Genomic DNA, 14,565 nt, shown 5'->3' on the forward strand with positions numbered 1-14,565 from the left:
GCCGAAAATCGTCTGGCTCGTCGGCTGTGGTCTTGGCTGTGAAGCGACGGGGTGCCACCGGCCAAACATTTGGTCAGCCGTTCGAAGCGCGCCGGATTTTGGATTCCCGCAAGGCCGGCGATATATTCGGGAGATAATTGGAGTCGCACCTATGGGAACGAAGGCCACTCGCGACCTGTGGGGCCAAGCCCTCGCCATCGAAAATCAGTTTGGCGATCGTGGGCCCGAGGTTCTCGCACGGCGTATCGACCGGCTGCGCGATGCTGGTGAAATCGAGGACGCGGAATTCTGGTCGCAGGTCGCCGGATGCCTGACCGATCTGCATGCGATCCGCCTGCCGGGCGCTTGCGCCGTCAATATGGACGGGCCGCGCGGCCAGCGCCAAAGTGCACACACGCCATGCAATTCGGCCTCGCCGGATACACCCGCGGAACGCGTGCAATTGAACTCAGTCGATCAGTTTCAGAGTGATTAGCTCGACCCTTTCTCTTCGACGGGTTCAATATCGGCTATCAAAGCACCCAGGCTGAATTTCGGCGCCGCTCGGTTGTCGGCTGCAAGCCGCTGTCGATCCGCAGCATTGCGAGCCGGCAAGCACGGGGCCGAACCCCCTCTCTTGTAAATGAGAAGCCGCTACCCCATCTCCATGAGATCGTCGGCGTCCTTTCGCTTGCCGGGGACTGAGAGACCATCGCGCTCCCGCTGAACGGGAGGTGGACGTGGATCTCAATCAACTCCTTTATCATCACCAGATGGCGCTGATCGCAGCGAACCGCGCCCACCGCGATGGGCGGCCCCACGCCAATTTCGATCTTCCGCGCTATTATGCGAAGCGGATCGGCGAGTATCGCGCGCGGCGCGGCCTCGGCGTCGGTCCGGCCCTCATGGCCGATCGAGACGGCGGCCCGCGCGCGGATCCTCCGACCTCGGCACAGGGCGACGACTATCCGGTTTTTCTTGGCGACACGCTGGTTGCCGAACTTCTCGTCAACAAGGCGCTGGCCATGACCGAGGCCGAGCGCGCGGCATGCGCGCTGGGCGGCATAGCCGAGCGCTTGACCGATCTCCACGAAGAGCTGTGGGTCATCGGACACGATATCTACCAGGCCCTCGATCTCGACGAGGAAAAACTCGCGAAGCTGGCTGCCGACCTGCCTCCGCCCCCCCCCCACGAACGGCAGGCCGTGCATCTGCGGCCTTTCCGCCCGCAGTCGGACGAGGGCATCGTCCATAGCTATGTTGACCAGTTCAGCGTGGGAAGCTTTCGCTATACCAATATCGAGGATGCCCGCGCCGCGCTGCGTCGTCAGCGCGAGAGCGCTGCGAATTCCGGGAGGCAAGCCAATGATGCCTGACCGCAAGGAGATGCCGGCGGCGCGCGCGCGGACCAATCCGTTCAGGCGGCGCCGGCCCTTCGCACCGCTTCCGCCGCAAGAAGCGAAGCGTCAGGGCGCGATCAGCGCGCTCGCTTTCCAGTTGCTCGGCGGGCGCGATCCCGCGCTGACCTTCCTGAATGGCGAAAGCGCCGAATTGCGCGGCCGCCCGATCGCAATCGCCACCCTGAGCGATACGGGCTACGCTCTCGTCGAGCGGGAAATCCGCTCGCGCGCGGCCGAGACCGGTGAGCGCCATGTCAGGTGATCGGGAAGCCGCGCGGCATATCACGCGCACATGGTTCGAGTGGGAAATCGACGGGCTGGCACGCAAAGTCATTCTTGTCGTCGAAACCGATCTGGCCATGCAGCCCGACGAGCAGGACTATGACGCGCTTACTCTCGACATGCTGCGTACGGAAGCGATCGCCCGGTCGCGGGCGTCGCCCGGCGCGATCGATCGCATTCGCATCGTGCCCGTTCGCTACTAGTGGCCATGACACAGGGATGGAGCATCCGGCATGGCCGATTATGAAATCACCGGCATCCGGCAAGGCGGGATGGACGGACGGACGCATCATATCGAGGCGGTAAAAGTCGGCGAAAGCCTGTTCCTCGTCGATCAGATCATCGACTGGACGAAGGACGAGGTTCATCGCTTCTGGATATGGTTCCAGGAAGAGAGGATCGATATCGTGGCGCTACAGCACGGCTCGTCGCGGCGTTTTTATCTCACCGTCGACGGTGGCGGTTTCCCGCCGGCTGCTTTGCTGTCGCTCCCGCGCGTTTGATAGCGCGCGGGATTTGGACTTTCTGCTGCACCGGAAATCGTGCGGGCCATCGCGAAGAGACTTCGGACGATCGGGCAAATCTCCATCGCAAAAGGGCCTCGCATCTGCATGCGAAGCCCTTTCATCCTCTGCGCTCGTGACCAAAGGAAGCCCCATTGGCCTTCCCGGGTCGCGAGGAAAGCCTTTGTCATACGACAATAGGCCGATGCTAGGCGATGTCGAGCGCGATCGCGCCCGAGCCGGTCTTTATCACCGCGACGGGCCGCCGCGCATGCGCGCTGCTATATCCGACAAAATCAGGTTCGAGACCGCGTTTTTCGCGAAACCGGTTGATCCGCCGGGCATAATGGTTCGGGAGATCGAAACCGGCGGGTGCTTCGCCGGCGCGGTGTGCCCGGTCGGCAGCGATCACGGCCATTTGATGATGATAGAAGAGCTGGTTCATATCCATGATGGTGTCCTGGTGGGGCCTTTCGTCATGCTGACGGCCGCCGTGCCGGTGATTCAGGTTCGCGCTCGCGGATTCAGGCGAGACATTGGGCACGGACCGCTTCGGCGAGCCGATCCCTGTCAGCGCGGGCCTGTTCGGATTTGAACTGGCGGTTGGCCAGCGCGTGCCACGCGGCGGCCGAACGGAGATTGCGCTCGCGAACCAGTGTCAGGTCCGCCGCGGCGGCGGCGGCCTCGCATCGCTCGGCCTGTTCGCGATAATTGTCGCTGGTTGCTGCCACGGCGCTTTCCTTTCGTTCAATCGATCATGTCGGCGATCAGCCGCTTCAGTTCGCGGCGCGAGAGCGTTGGCGAACGGCGCGGCGTGCGGCATATCACGATCGGATTGCCTGCCAGCGGGAGGCCGGCGAGCGCGGGTAGAATGGTGTTGGTCTGAAACATATCGGTCTTCTTGGAGTGCAGGTGTCAGCGGCGCTTGCGGGCGCCGCCGACTGGACCGCCGGGGCCGCGATCGCGGTAGACGATGCGGCCCTTGGTCAGGTCATAGGGCGTCATTTCGACGCGGACGGCGTCGCCGACCACCGAACGGATACGAAAGCGTCGCATCCGCCCGGCGGTATAGGCGATCAGCCGATGGCCATTTTCAAGGATGACGCGGAACCGCCCGTCGGGCAGGATTTCCTCGATCGAGCCCTCGAAGCTGAGGACATCTTCCTTGGCCATTGCCGAAGGGCCGGGTCAGGCCGCTTCGAGATTGACCGCGGAGATCTTGCCGTCGCGGCCGGTTTCCAGTTCGTACGAGACGCGCTGGTCCTTGCCCAGCGACGCCATTCCGGCGCGCTCGACGGCAGTCACATGGACGAAGCTGTCGCCCGAGCCGTCTTCATTCGAGATGAAGCCATAGCCCTTGTCGCTGTTGAAGAATTTGACTTTGCCGATCGGCATGAGTGTTTCCTTTCACGAAAACAGGGTATCCGCCGGCAAAAGCACCGACAGAGCTGGAAGCGTGAGAAGGGAAGAATCGCCCCGGAGCGGGGTATCAAAATTCCGTCGCAGGCGACGTTAGCAACTGTGATATGGGCCATCCTTTTCGAAAAGTCAAGTTTCTGCCTGGATTTTCATTAAATGGCGAGGGCGGTGTTTCCTGTTTTTCTCTTTGAGGACTGGAATTATTCAATCGCAGCTTTTTACGGTCGCGGCCTCTCGTCGCCTTCTCGACCTGCTGGCGGATCTGCGCGATGCGCGTCGATGTCAGCTCTGGTGCCGATATAAGCGTCGTGTGCTCTGCATGAGCTATTGATTGGGACGTCGCCAACGCGGCGGGATTGGCTGGATGTATCTATGTCCGTGCCGGGCGGAATAACCACCTTCCAGAGCCGCACAATGCATAGCTTCCTATGTCTTCTGCAATAAGCGCCGTTCCAAGAGGCTTGCGAAACCACGGCGGCCATCTGCGATAATAGCGACGGTTAAGGGGGCAACGGAACTTCAGCCTGCGGTTCGGTTTAATTCAATCGCCATTGTTAGCGTCTGTCGTGCTTGACCATTCGGCTCTCGGCGCGGCGATCGCTTGCGTCAACAACGCAGTCTGGCCAGTGTCGATATATGTAGACGACATCATCGTGTCCTCGCACGATGTTGCGACGGTTGATCATGCTTTGAGCGAAATACGCGCTGCCGCCGATGCATCCGGCTTCGTTATAAATGATGCCAAGTCCGATGGGCCCGCAGCAGAGATCACCGCTTTCAACATCCATATCGGTAGCAGGCGTATGGAAATTGCTGCTGATCGGATGGTCGAATTTCTCGAAAATATTCAAGGCGGTTCGGACGAACAAGTCGCCGGAATCCTGAATTATGTCGGTAGCGTAAATGAAGGTCAGAGGGAGCTACTTGTAGCTGGGAGGGACTAACCCGAATCTATCGGCTTTCAAATACCGGATACGGGATGGCTACAAGCGCCCTTCGGTCGATCACGGTATCCGCAAAAGGTAGGATGCTCCGGCGGCCAGCCGCTCTGTCGGAACGCCATTCGCCCAAAACGCTGAAAGTGTTGAGGAACCTTCGAAAGTCGCGGCCTCGTCGATCAATTTCCTATTCCGCGCTCCGCGGCGCGGTCTCCTAGCACTAACTGTGCTCGGCCAAATGCCCAAGCATGTCGAGTAATACCGTACGGCGTGCGGCATCGTGCTCGACCGGCCGCTGGCGGAGAGCGAAAAGGACGGCGGTGCCCGCATTTCGGCTCGGGCTCATCAGAGGTGGAACGGCCGACATCAGGCGCGATGCAGTCACGCCGATACCTATAGCGAAATCTGATAGCCCTTCGCACTGCGTCGCGGCGCGTCATCACGCGCCATAACCGTCATATGAGATTTCACCGACCCGGCTGATTTTTGGGACGCCGACGCGATCCCTGCGTCGCCGGGAAAATGTCTTAACGCCTACCAAACTCCTTGTCGGACAGATTTTCGTCGTTTTCGCGATGGTAATCGCAGGCGTCTGGATCGCCACGCAATGGTGTGCGGCACAGCTAGGTTATCAGCCGCAGCTTGGACCGGCATGGTTTGTCCTGTTCGACACGCCGGTCTATCGGCCGTGGGCGATATTTCCGTGGTGGTATCACTACGAAGCCTACGCGCCCGAGGTTTTCGACAAGGCCGGGATGATCGCCGGAGCGAGCGGCTTTCTCGGCTGCGCGTCCGCCATCGCCGGGTCGCTATGGCGCGCGCGCCAGTCGCGGCATGTCACCACATACGGCTCCGCGCGCTGGGCTACAAACGGCGAGATCGACCGCGCCGGCCTGCTCAGCGACAGCAGCGTCTTTCTCGGCCGCAAGCGGTGGCGCTATCTTCGCCACGACGGGCCGGAGCATGTCATGGCCTTCGCCCCGACGCGCTCGGGTATGCGTCCGCATAGCCGCCGCGGTGAAACTCACCGGCATAGGTCGATCGACGCTCTACGAACTCATCAAGGCCGGCGAGCTTGAAACGGTAAAGGTCGGTCGATCAACCTTCGTCCGATACGCCAGTCTCAAGCGCCTGTTCGAGAAAAGTTAGGTGCCATGAGCGAGCCGCAGGAACGACAGGCAAGATCGCTCGCGCCTGTCCATAGGCAATTTATCCTGCAATTTCGCGTTTTCGCCAAATGCAGGATGAAGGACAAGTAAGCCCCACCACCGGCGTGTTCGATTCCCTTTTTTCGCGTTTCATCCTCTTTTCGATTCCCATTTTTTCTTTGTGGTCGCGTGAGGGTATGAGTGAGGGTATGTCCTGTCCGATCGGAGAGAATATTCAATATTAACATGCCATTAGGTGGATGGTGTGGCTCCCGCTACCCGCTCCATTCTCCGCCTATCCGCCTACGCATGATCGCCCTTCTCGCACGCGGCGTCTCCGCGTTCGATCTGAAGCGTCGCATGTTCGATCTCGAACCGGCCGTGCAATTGGTCGGCCACGCGCCGCCGGACCTGCTGCTCGTCTTCCGGTGTGTCGATGACGATATGGGCGGTCAAACTCCGGTCGTCGCCTGCGACCGACCAGAGGTGCAGATCGTGGACGCTCGCGACACCGGCGACATCGGCAATGGCCCCGCGCACCGCGTCGAGATCGATGCCGCGCGGGACGCCCTGAAGCAGGATGTTCGTCGTATCGCGCAGCAATATCCAGGTGCGCGGCAGCACCCACAGGCCGATGGCGATGGCGACGGCCGGATCGACCCAGGTCCAGCCGGTCAGCCAGATGAGCGCCGCGGCCAGCAGAACGCCGATCGAACCGAGCATGTCGGCCCAGACTTCCAGATAGGCGCCCTTCACGTTCAGGCTCCGGTCGCGCCCGCCCGCGAGCACGCGCATCGCGATCAGGTTGACCACGAGCCCGAAGAAAGCGACGGCCAGCATGCCGGCCGACCCGACCGGCTGCGGATCGAGAAAACGCTGGATGCCTTCATAGAGGACATAGCCGGCGATGACGAACAGCAGCAGCGCATTGAACGAGGCCGCGAGAATCTCGAACCGTCGATAGCCATAGGTGCGCTTCTTGTCGGCCGGCCGCTGCCCGATCCGGATTGCCGCCAGCGCAATCGCCAGCGCCGCGGCATCGGTGAACATATGCGCGGCGTCGGACAGGAGAGCGAGGCTGTTGAACAGCCACGCCCCCGCCAATTCGGCGATCAGGAAGCTGCCGGTCAGGGCAAGCGCGATCGAAAGGCTGCGAGCGTTTGCGCCGGCCGTATGGTCGTGCGCGTGCGCCCCGCCGCCTTCGCCATGATCATGTTGATGTCCCATCGAATCTCTCCTTATTCCGGGACCGGTCGATCAGGCAAAGCCAGGCGCCATCCGCCGAAGCGCGGCCGCCCTTCGGAACCGAGCACGACCTTTGCGATGGCGGGCAGCACGAGCAGCGTCAGGATCGTCGCCGCGATCAGGCCGCCGATCACCGTCGTCGCGAGCGGCTTCTGCACCTCGGCGCCGGTGCCGGTCGCGATCGCCATCGGCACGAAGCCGATCGCGGGCACGAAGCCGGTCATGATCACCGCGCGCATCTTTTCGGCCATGCCCTCACGGATCGCTTCCGCAAGCGCGACGCCATGTTCGAGCCGCTCGCCGATCGCGGTCATGACGACGAGCCCGTTGAGCACCGCGACCCCCGCGAGGCAGATGAAGCCCACCGCCGCCGACACCGAGAAATTGATCCCGGTCAGCGCCAGCGTGAACACCCCGCCCGCGAGGCCCAACGGCACCGCGAGGAACACCGCCGCGGCCCGGCCGAATCCGCCGAGCGCCAGATAGAGCAGCACGAAGATCGCCGCGAAACAGAGCGGGACCACGATCGACAGGCGGTCCGATGCGGCCTGAAGGCTTTCGAACTGCCCGCCCCATTCGAGATAATATCCCGCGGGCAACTTCACCTTTGCGATCTTTTCCTGCGCTTCGGCGACGAAGGAGCCGGCGTCGCGCCCTTCGAGGTTCACCTGGACGACGACGCGCCGCTTGCCATTCTCGCGGCTGATCTGGTTGAGCCCTTCGGTGAGCCGGATCTGGGCGACCTGCGAGAGCGGAATCTGCCCCCGCACCCCGCCCGCCTGCGGCAGCAGGATCGGCAGCGCCCGGATGTCGTCGAGATTGACGCGGGTCGCATCGGGAACGCGGACCATGATGTCGAAACGCCGGTCGCCTTCATAGAGGAGGCCCGATTCACGCCCGCCGAGCGCCGCCGCGATGGTATCGGCGACCTCCTGCACCGTAAGGCCGTATCGCGCGATGGCATTGCGATCGAGCCTGACGTCGAGGGTCGGCGCGCCGCCGATCTGGTCGGCCTTGACGCTGCCCGCGCCGGGGACTGCTTGCAGAACGCGCACCATCTCGTTCGCGGCAAGCGACATCTTGTCGAGGTCGTCGCCATAGAGCTTGATGGCGACATCGCCGCGGACGCCCGCGATGAGTTCGTTGAAGCGCAATTCGATCGGCTGCGACACCTCATAGAGTTGGCCGAGGATCCCGGTTGCCGCCTTCTCGACGCGGGCGATCACCTGTTCCTTCGCCGTCACGCCCGCGGGCCATTCCGCCTTGGGCTTCAGAATGACGAAGCCGTCGGACACATTCGGCGGCATCGGATCGGTCGCCACCTCGGCGGTGCCGGTCTTCGAGAACATCAGTTCGACTTCGGGAAGGCTGGTGATCGCGGCCTCGACCTTGCGCTGCATCGCGAGCGACTGCTCGAGGCTGACCGAAGGAACGCGGGTCGAGGCGAGCGCCATATTCTTCTCGTCGAGCTTGGGGATGAATTCCGACCCCAGCAGGCCGAAAACGGGAATCGCGAGGAGGAAGAAGGCGAGGCCTCCCGCGATGAAGCCCCAGGGTTTCGCGATCGCCCTGTCGAGCAGGGGCAGGTAGCGCTCCTTGGCCTTGCGGATGATCCAGACTTCCTTCTCGGCGACCTTGCCGCGGATCATCAGCGCGACGAGCGCCGGGACGAGCGTGATCGCCAGAATGAAGGCCGCGACCAGCGCCAGCATGATGGTGACCGCCATCGGCGAGAAGGTCTTGCCCTCAACGCCAGTGAACATCAGCAGCGGCGCGAAGGCGAGCAGGATGATCGCCTGGCCGAAGACGGTCGGCTTGATCATCTCCTGCGACGCACGCATCGTTTCTTCGAGGCGTTCGCGGAGCGACAGCAACCGGCCCTCATGCGCCTGCCGGTGCGCCAGGCGCGCGAGGCAATTCTCGATGATGATGACGGCGCCGTCGACGATCAGGCCGAAGTCGAGCGCGCCGAGGCTCATCAAATTGCCGGGGACGCGAAAGGCGTTCATCCCCATCGCCATCATCAGGAAGGAAAAGGGAATGACGAGCACCGCGATGATCGCCGCGCGCCAGTTGCCGAGCAGCAGGAAGAGCGCGGCGGCGACGAGCAGCGCGCCTTCGGTGAGGTTCTTTTCAACCGTTCCGACGGTGGCGTTCACCAGCCCGGCGCGATCGAGGACGATCTTGACCTCGACGCCGGGGGGCAATGTTTTCGCGATCCGATCGATCTTCGCCGACACATCTTCGGCGACGGTGCGGCTGTTTTCCCCGATCAGCATGAGCACGGTGCCGATCACCGCCTCCTTGCCGTTCATGCTGCCGGCGCCGGTGCGCAGGTCGCCGCCGATCTTCACCTCGGCAAGCTGGGCGACTGTGACCGGCACGCCGCCGCGCGTCGCGACGACGGTCCCCCGTATCTCGTCGACCGAGCGCACGCGGGCATCGACCCGCACCAGATAGGCTTCGCCGCCGCGGTTATAGTAATTGGCGCCGACCGCGAGATTGGCCCGCTCGAGCGCTTCGCCGAGCTCGCTGTAGGAGATGCCGAAGCTGGTGAGTCTGGTGGGATCGGGTTCGACGACGAAAGTCTTGGCATAGCCGCCGATCGAATCGACCCCGGCGACGCCCGGCACCGCCTTGAGCTGCGGGCCGACGATCCAGTCCTGAACGGTGCGCAGATAGCCGGCCTTCGCGACCTCGTCGGTGAGTCTTTCGCCTTCGGGCGTCAGATAGGCGCCATCGGGCTGCCAGCCGGGCTGGCCCGCGACCGTCTTCGCACCCTTGCCGCCGGGTTTGGCATAGCCGACCGTATACATGACGACTTCGCCGAGCCCCGTCGTGACCGGGCCGACTTGCGGCTGCGTTCCGTCGGGCAGATTCTCCGCGGCCTGGCGGAGCCGCTCGCCCACCTGTTGCCGTGCGAAATAAAGATCGGTCGAATCCGAAAAGATCGCGGTGACCTGACTGAACCCGTTGCGCGAGATCGAGCGCGTCGTCTCCAGCCCCGGAATCCCGGCGAGCGAGATTTCGATCGGATAGGTCACGAGCTTTTCGATCTCGACCGGCGACAGGCGCGGGTCGACCGTGTTGATCTGGACCTGGTTGTTGGTGATGTCGGGAACCGCGTCGATCGGCAGTTTGGTGAGCTGCCAGACGCCGAGCCCGGCGATGATGAGAAAGAGGAAAAGCACCGCCCAGCGCGCGCGGACGGAAAGCGCCATCAGTTTCGCGATCATGGCTTAATGCTCCTCGCCCGCGCCCTTGCCGAACTCGGCCTTGAGCAGAAAAGCGTTCTTGGTGGCGATCGTCTCGCCGGCCCTCAGCCCCGCGAGAATTTCGACCCGGCCGGCGCTGCGCTGCCCGATCATGACCTTGCGGGCCGCGAAGCCGTCCTTCGTTCGCACGAACACGACATCGCGGCCATCGAGGGTCTGGAGCGCCTCCTCGGCAACGGCGATCCGGCCGCCGCCGGCGTCGGCGCCGCGGCTCGGGAGCAGGCGCACGCGCACGGCGAGCCCGGGCTGGAGGGCGCCGGGCACGTCGAGCACCGCGGTCGCCGACCGCGTATCGCCCGCCAGGCCCGGCGTGACCGCGCGCACGCGCGCATCGATCGCGCGCCCATCGGGCAATTCGACGATCGCGCGGTCGCCGGGACGGAGCCGCTGCGCGTCGGTCGGACCGACGGCGGCTTCGATCTGAACCTTGGAAGGATCGGCGACCCGGAACAATTCGACTTCGGGCTGAACGAACGCGCCGAGGCTGACGTTTTCCGCGGTGACGCGGCCCGCGATCGGACTCGCGACCACGACGCTGCCGCCGTCGCGCGTCACTTGCGCGGTCCGGGCCGCGGCGCGCGCGCGCCGGGCCTCTGCCGCCGCCACCGCCGCTTCGGCCTGCGCCTGCTCATAATCGACGCGCGCCGAGACTTTCTGTTCGAAGAGGGTCTTTTCCCGGTGGAGAGTCTTCTGCGCGAGCACCGCCCGCGCCTCCGCCGCCGTGCGTTCGGCGGCGATCTGCGCCGCGTCGCGGCTTTGCACGATCGCCAGCGGTTCGCCGGCGCGCACCGGATCGCCGAGCCGTTTGAAGACGCGGGTGACCGCGCCGCCCGCCCGCGCGGCGACGACCGCCTCGCCGCCCGGCGCGGCCGTGACCGTCGCCTGCGCGATGATTTCGGAGCCGAGGCCGCCGGCACCAATCGTCTCGACCCCGATCTCGGCCGCCGCGATTGCGGCGGGCGTGATGGCGAGGCTGTCCGGCGCGGCCTCGCTTTCGGTTTCGCCCCGGCCGTCCTGCACAGGGGCGGCGACGGGGTCGGCGGTGCAGCGGGCGACGCCGAAGCCGGTTGCGGCGGCGAGAGCCATGGCGCCCGCAATAGTGCCCAAAAGGCGTTTGTCCTTGGTGATCATCGAATGTCTCCACGAAAAGGGAGGGCGCAGGGCGAAGCCGCTTGCACGCAAGGGAATGGATGGCTGGGCGCGCGGCCGTCCGATAAGGGCGGCGCGATCATGACTGATGATCCGCGTCGCCCTCAGCGGCCGCCTGCCGCGCGAGGATCGCCCATGCTTCGGCACGTGCCCGGCGTGCCGCGATGAGCGCGGTCCGCATCGCGGCATAAGCCTGCTGCGCGTCGATATATTCGACGAGCGACGATTTTCCGGCGCGATAGGACAGTTCGGCAAGCCGCACCCCTTCGCGCGCCTGCTCGATCCCGGCGCCTTCGAGCGCCGCGAGGCGCGCTTCGGCCGAATCGAGGTCGGCGCGGGCATTGGCGATCGCGGCCTCGGCCGCCACCACCGCATTTTCGCGCCGGGCGGCGGCGGCCGCGACATCCGAACGCGCCGCCGAGACATTGCCCTGGTTGCGGTCGAAGATCGGAAGCGGCATCGACAGGCTGGCGACGAGCGCCCGGTCGCCGGTTTCGCGAAGCTGGCGCACGCCGAGCCCAACGCTCGGATCGACGCGGGCTTCGGCCCGCTGGCCGCGGAGCCGCGCCTCGGCGATCGCCTGCTCGGTCTCGGCCAGTCTGACATCGAGCGTCGCGCGCGCATCCACGTCGGCGGGCCGTGTCCCGATTTCGCCGTCGATCAACGCGGCGGGCGGCGTCGCCACACCGAGCAGCGCCGCGAGCGAGCGGCGCGCGGACGCCTCCCCGGCTTCGGCCGCGCGAAGCTCGGCAGTCGCCTGGACCAGTGCGGCGTTGGCGCGGAAAGCGCGGAGCGGCGGCTCGTTGCCGGTATCGACCATCGTCTGCGCGACGCGAACGAGTTCGCGGGCCCGCGCCTCATTCTCGCGCGCGAGCGCCAGATCATCGCGGGCGGCGATGGCGGCCGCGAACTGGCCGCGAACCTCGAAGGCGAGATCGGCGCGCGCGATTTCGAGCCGGTATTGCGCCGCCACGAACTCGGCATCGGCAAGCGTCATGCGCGCGCGCCGCCGGCCGCCGAGGTCGAGCCGCTGGTTGATCGACACCGTCGTTTCGCGGCCGGCGAACCCCGAATAGGGCCCGGTGCCGGCGAAATTCTCGACATCGACATTAAGGATGGGGTTGAAGCGATAGCCGGCCTGGCGCTGGCGGCCGCGCGCGGCCTCCACCTCGGCCACCGCGGCCAGAACACGCGGCGAGCGCGCGTCGGCTTCTTCCATGGCCTGCGCCAGCGTCAGCCTGGCAGGAAGCGGACCGGCGCGGACCGTCTGTCCGGCGGGAGGGAGCGGGCCGGCAAGCGCAGGGCCCGGCGCCTGGGCGGCCGCGCTCGCGCTGCTTCCCGCAGCCATGAGCGCCGCAACCGTCGCGGCGGCAACAATAAGGTTCATGAAGGAAAGACTCCTGACAATGACAGGGAAAAGCGCGGTCCCAAGGGCACGCGCAAACCTGGATCGTCAGGCGATGGGGGGGCGGAACGTCCCGATGAAGGCGGCGGGCGGCACCGCCGCCGACGGCGCGCGGCCATGTGTCACGGCATGAACCACCGCGACCGGCGGTGCGGCGATATCGGCGGCTACGCCCGCATAATGACCATGACAGCCATGCACCGTGACCGGCGATTGCTGGTCGTCCGACGGCGAATCCTGCGATGTCTTGACGACGACCTGAACACACCCGTCCCAATCGCGCATCTCGTTCGCCATGACCGGGGTCGGGGTCGGCTGCGCGCAGTCTTCCGCCGCATGCGCGATCGAACCCGCAACCGTGCCCGATGCGAGGAGAAGGGACAGCAAGAGCAGAAGCACCCGTCTCATCGAGACGGCGCCTAGCATTGTTCCTTTGTCTTGCAAAGCGAAAGCGCCAAGCGCGCAGTCCAAAATATTGTTTAATTTCGTGATGTTATCTCATTTCTATCGACCAAAATCGAAGCCGCGGCCCGATAGCGGCGCGCGCAGTCGGCGCGCGAGGCGTTGAGAACATTAGGGAAACATGCTAATTCGCGCCCGTGGAAGACGCCGCAGACCTTGCGCCGGGAGACGGCACGGACCCGCCGGTCCGCAAGATCATCCATGTCGACATGGATGCCTTTTACGCGTCGGTCGAACAGCGCGACAACCCGGCCCTGCGCGGCAAGCCCGTCGCGGTCGGCGGCTCGTCGCGGCGCGGGGTGGTCGCCGCCGCCTCCTACGAGGCGCGCAAGTTCGGCGTTCGTTCGGCGATGCCGAGCATTACCGCGAAGCGCCAATGCCCCGACCTGATCTTCGTGCCGCCGCGCTTCGACGCCTATCGCGATGTCTCGCACCAGATCCGCGCGATCTTTCGCGACTATGCCGACGAAGTCGAGCCGCTGTCGCTCGACGAGGCCTATCTCGACGTCAGCCGTGACAAGGCCGGGCTCGGCAGCGCGACCGCCGCCGCAAGGCTGATCCGCGAGCGCATCCGCCGCGAAACCGGCCTCACCGCTTCGGCGGGCGTTTCCTACAACAAGTTCATCGCCAAGCTGGCGTCGGACCAGAACAAGCCCGACGGCATCACGATCGTCCCGCCGGGCAAGGGCGCTGCGTTCGTCCAGACGCTGTCGATCCGGCGTTTCCACGGCATCGGCCCGGTCACCGCGGCGAAGATGGAGGGACTCGGCGTCTTTTCGGGCGCCGACCTTGCCGCGAAGGAGATGGAATGGCTCGCCGCGCATTTCGGCAACAGCGCCGAATGGCTCCACAATCTGGCGCGCGGGATCGATCATCGGCGGGTGCGGTCGAACCGGCCGCTCAAATCGCTCGGCGGCGAGCGCACCTTCTTCAACGACCTGATCGCCGACACCGAAGTCCGCGAAGCGCTCGCGCATGTCTGCACCGTCGTCTGGGACCGCGCGGCGAAGCGCGGGGCGCGCGGACGGACGGTGACGCTCAAACTGCGCTACGCCGATTTCCGCACGATCACGCGGGCGAAATCGGTGCCCTTCGCGATCGCCGACGGCGCGGGCCTGCTCGCGGTCGGCGAAGCCATCCTCGCGCCGCTGCTGCCGGTCGAGCAGGGCATCCGCTTGCTGGGGGTGACGTTGAGCAAGTTCGAGGGAGAAGAGGATGAGGAAGAAGCGGCGGGGCCGGACGATCTGCTGAGCCTGATTTGACTCGCACGAAGCCACGAAGTCACAAAGAGCTTCCCCCTCTTCCTCCGTCATTGCGAGCGAAGCGATGCAATCCAGGGCGGTTTACACAAGCTCTGGAT

Annotated in this window: 18 protein-coding genes and 1 pseudogene; 9 read left to right on the plus strand and 10 right to left on the minus strand. The window is 64.9% G+C overall.

What is annotated here, in order from left to right; genetic code table 11:
- Positions 1 to 151: 151 nt before the first annotated feature.
- From OJI97_RS03420 to OJI97_RS03440, 5 genes are all read left to right on the plus strand, one after another.
- Positions 152 to 475 (plus strand): hypothetical protein, encoded by a 324-nt coding sequence (locus tag OJI97_RS03420; RefSeq protein ID WP_067105485.1) that lies wholly within the window; start codon positions 152 to 154, stop codon positions 473 to 475.
- A 244-nt stretch (positions 476 to 719) separates the two neighbouring features.
- The gene (locus tag OJI97_RS03425) at positions 720 to 1,355 is read left to right on the plus strand and encodes a hypothetical protein (RefSeq protein WP_067105484.1); all 636 of its coding nucleotides are present in this window, start codon (positions 720 to 722) and stop codon (positions 1,353 to 1,355) included.
- Positions 1,348 to 1,641 (plus strand): hypothetical protein, encoded by a 294-nt coding sequence (locus tag OJI97_RS03430; protein ID WP_217983779.1) that lies wholly within the window; start codon positions 1,348 to 1,350, stop codon positions 1,639 to 1,641. The genes OJI97_RS03425 and OJI97_RS03430 overlap by 8 nt, the downstream gene beginning before the upstream one ends.
- Positions 1,631 to 1,864, plus strand: coding sequence for a hypothetical protein (locus OJI97_RS03435; RefSeq protein ID WP_067105482.1), 234 nt, complete (start codon positions 1,631 to 1,633; stop codon positions 1,862 to 1,864). The genes OJI97_RS03430 and OJI97_RS03435 overlap by 11 nt, the downstream gene beginning before the upstream one ends.
- A 30-nt stretch (positions 1,865 to 1,894) precedes the next feature.
- Positions 1,895 to 2,164, plus strand: a complete 270-nt coding sequence (locus OJI97_RS03440) for a hypothetical protein (RefSeq protein WP_067105481.1) — start codon at positions 1,895 to 1,897, stop codon at positions 2,162 to 2,164.
- A gap of 208 nt (positions 2,165 to 2,372) precedes the next feature.
- Here the strand turns inward: OJI97_RS03440 and OJI97_RS03445 are convergent, their stop codons facing one another.
- The 5 genes from OJI97_RS03445 to OJI97_RS03465 are packed head-to-tail and all read right to left on the minus strand — an operon-like array spanning position 2,373 to position 3,559.
- Complete coding sequence (locus OJI97_RS03445) at positions 2,373 to 2,708, minus strand: hypothetical protein (RefSeq protein WP_141237178.1); 336 nt, start codon at positions 2,706 to 2,708, stop codon at positions 2,373 to 2,375.
- Positions 2,689 to 2,895, minus strand: a complete 207-nt coding sequence (locus tag OJI97_RS03450; RefSeq protein ID WP_212597297.1) for a hypothetical protein — start codon at positions 2,893 to 2,895, stop codon at positions 2,689 to 2,691. The genes OJI97_RS03445 and OJI97_RS03450 overlap by 20 nt, the downstream gene beginning before the upstream one ends.
- A 16-nt stretch (positions 2,896 to 2,911) precedes the next feature.
- Positions 2,912 to 3,055 carry a hypothetical protein gene (locus OJI97_RS03455; protein WP_297661139.1) on the minus strand — a complete coding sequence of 48 codons (144 nt, stop codon included), beginning with the start codon at positions 3,053 to 3,055 and terminating at the stop codon, positions 2,912 to 2,914.
- 24 nt (positions 3,056 to 3,079) lie between these two features.
- Positions 3,080 to 3,337 carry a translation initiation factor IF-1 gene (gene infA / locus OJI97_RS03460; RefSeq protein ID WP_212597295.1) on the minus strand — a complete coding sequence of 86 codons (258 nt, stop codon included), beginning with the start codon at positions 3,335 to 3,337 and terminating at the stop codon, positions 3,080 to 3,082.
- 15 nt (positions 3,338 to 3,352) lie between these two features.
- Positions 3,353 to 3,559, minus strand: a complete 207-nt coding sequence (locus tag OJI97_RS03465) for a cold-shock protein (protein ID WP_067105477.1) — start codon at positions 3,557 to 3,559, stop codon at positions 3,353 to 3,355.
- A 590-nt stretch (positions 3,560 to 4,149) separates the two neighbouring features.
- Here OJI97_RS03465 and OJI97_RS03470 point away from each other — a divergent pair.
- From OJI97_RS03470 to OJI97_RS03480, 3 genes and pseudogenes are all read left to right on the plus strand, one after another.
- Positions 4,150 to 4,527, plus strand: a complete 378-nt coding sequence (locus tag OJI97_RS03470) for a hypothetical protein (protein WP_169799620.1) — start codon at positions 4,150 to 4,152, stop codon at positions 4,525 to 4,527.
- Between the two features lie 569 nt (positions 4,528 to 5,096).
- Positions 5,097 to 5,516: pseudogene (locus OJI97_RS03475) on the plus strand (conjugal transfer protein TraG); the annotation flags it as partial.
- Positions 5,485 to 5,670 carry a helix-turn-helix domain-containing protein gene (locus tag OJI97_RS03480; protein ID WP_082737236.1) on the plus strand — a complete coding sequence of 62 codons (186 nt, stop codon included), beginning with the start codon at positions 5,485 to 5,487 and terminating at the stop codon, positions 5,668 to 5,670. The pseudogene OJI97_RS03475 and the gene OJI97_RS03480, both read left to right, overlap by 32 nt.
- Positions 5,671 to 5,972: 302 nt before the next feature.
- On the opposite strand, the gene OJI97_RS03485 is transcribed toward OJI97_RS03480, so the two are convergent.
- From OJI97_RS03485 to OJI97_RS03505, 5 genes are all read right to left on the minus strand, one after another.
- On the minus strand, positions 5,973 to 6,896 hold the full coding sequence (locus OJI97_RS03485) for a cation diffusion facilitator family transporter (protein WP_297661144.1): 924 nt from the start codon (positions 6,894 to 6,896) through the stop codon (positions 5,973 to 5,975).
- 11 nt (positions 6,897 to 6,907) lie between these two features.
- Positions 6,908 to 10,150 carry a CusA/CzcA family heavy metal efflux RND transporter gene (locus tag OJI97_RS03490; protein WP_297661146.1) on the minus strand — a complete coding sequence of 1,081 codons (3,243 nt, stop codon included), beginning with the start codon at positions 10,148 to 10,150 and terminating at the stop codon, positions 6,908 to 6,910.
- Between the two features lie 3 nt (positions 10,151 to 10,153).
- A complete protein-coding gene (locus OJI97_RS03495) occupies positions 10,154 to 11,320 on the minus strand; it encodes an efflux RND transporter periplasmic adaptor subunit (protein ID WP_297661148.1) in 1,167 nt (388 codons plus the stop codon).
- Positions 11,321 to 11,417: 97 nt separating this feature from the next.
- A complete protein-coding gene (locus tag OJI97_RS03500; protein WP_297661150.1) occupies positions 11,418 to 12,725 on the minus strand; it encodes a TolC family protein in 1,308 nt (435 codons plus the stop codon).
- 66 nt (positions 12,726 to 12,791) lie between these two features.
- Positions 12,792 to 13,151 carry a hypothetical protein gene (locus OJI97_RS03505; protein WP_297661152.1) on the minus strand — a complete coding sequence of 120 codons (360 nt, stop codon included), beginning with the start codon at positions 13,149 to 13,151 and terminating at the stop codon, positions 12,792 to 12,794.
- Positions 13,152 to 13,342: 191 nt separating this feature from the next.
- Between OJI97_RS03505 and dinB the strand changes: the two genes are divergently transcribed.
- Positions 13,343 to 14,467: a DNA polymerase IV gene (gene dinB / locus OJI97_RS03510; protein ID WP_297661154.1), complete on the plus strand. Its 1,125-nt coding sequence runs from the start codon at positions 13,343 to 13,345 to the stop codon at positions 14,465 to 14,467.
- Positions 14,468 to 14,565 lie beyond the last annotated feature (98 nt).

Origin of the sequence: Sphingopyxis sp. (genome assembly GCF_025869345.1) — a bacterium.
Taxonomy (GTDB): Bacteria; Pseudomonadota; Alphaproteobacteria; order Sphingomonadales; family Sphingomonadaceae; genus Sphingopyxis.

Bases quoted from the DNA above. Each gene is read 5' to 3' on its own strand.
- OJI97_RS03420 (WP_067105485.1), top strand. From the start codon at position 152: ATGGGAACGAAGGCCACTCGCGACCTGTGGGGCCAAGCCCTCGCCATC.
- OJI97_RS03430 (WP_217983779.1), top strand. From the start codon at position 1,348: ATGCCTGACCGCAAGGAGATGCCGGCGGCGCGCGCGCGGACCAATCCG.
- OJI97_RS03435 (WP_067105482.1), top strand. From the start codon at position 1,631: ATGTCAGGTGATCGGGAAGCCGCGCGGCATATCACGCGCACATGGTTC.
- OJI97_RS03440 (WP_067105481.1), top strand. From the start codon at position 1,895: ATGGCCGATTATGAAATCACCGGCATCCGGCAAGGCGGGATGGACGGA.
- OJI97_RS03455 (WP_297661139.1), bottom strand. From the start codon at position 3,055: ATGTTTCAGACCAACACCATTCTACCCGCGCTCGCCGGCCTCCCGCTG.
- infA (WP_212597295.1), bottom strand. From the start codon at position 3,337: ATGGCCAAGGAAGATGTCCTCAGCTTCGAGGGCTCGATCGAGGAAATC.
- OJI97_RS03465 (WP_067105477.1), bottom strand. From the start codon at position 3,559: ATGCCGATCGGCAAAGTCAAATTCTTCAACAGCGACAAGGGCTATGGC.
- OJI97_RS03480 (WP_082737236.1), top strand. From the start codon at position 5,485: ATGTCATGGCCTTCGCCCCGACGCGCTCGGGTATGCGTCCGCATAGCC.
- OJI97_RS03485 (WP_297661144.1), bottom strand. From the start codon at position 6,896: ATGGGACATCAACATGATCATGGCGAAGGCGGCGGGGCGCACGCGCAC.
- OJI97_RS03490 (WP_297661146.1), bottom strand. From the start codon at position 10,150: ATGATCGCGAAACTGATGGCGCTTTCCGTCCGCGCGCGCTGGGCGGTG.
- OJI97_RS03495 (WP_297661148.1), bottom strand. From the start codon at position 11,320: ATGATCACCAAGGACAAACGCCTTTTGGGCACTATTGCGGGCGCCATG.
- OJI97_RS03500 (WP_297661150.1), bottom strand. From the start codon at position 12,725: ATGAACCTTATTGTTGCCGCCGCGACGGTTGCGGCGCTCATGGCTGCG.
- OJI97_RS03505 (WP_297661152.1), bottom strand. From the start codon at position 13,151: ATGAGACGGGTGCTTCTGCTCTTGCTGTCCCTTCTCCTCGCATCGGGC.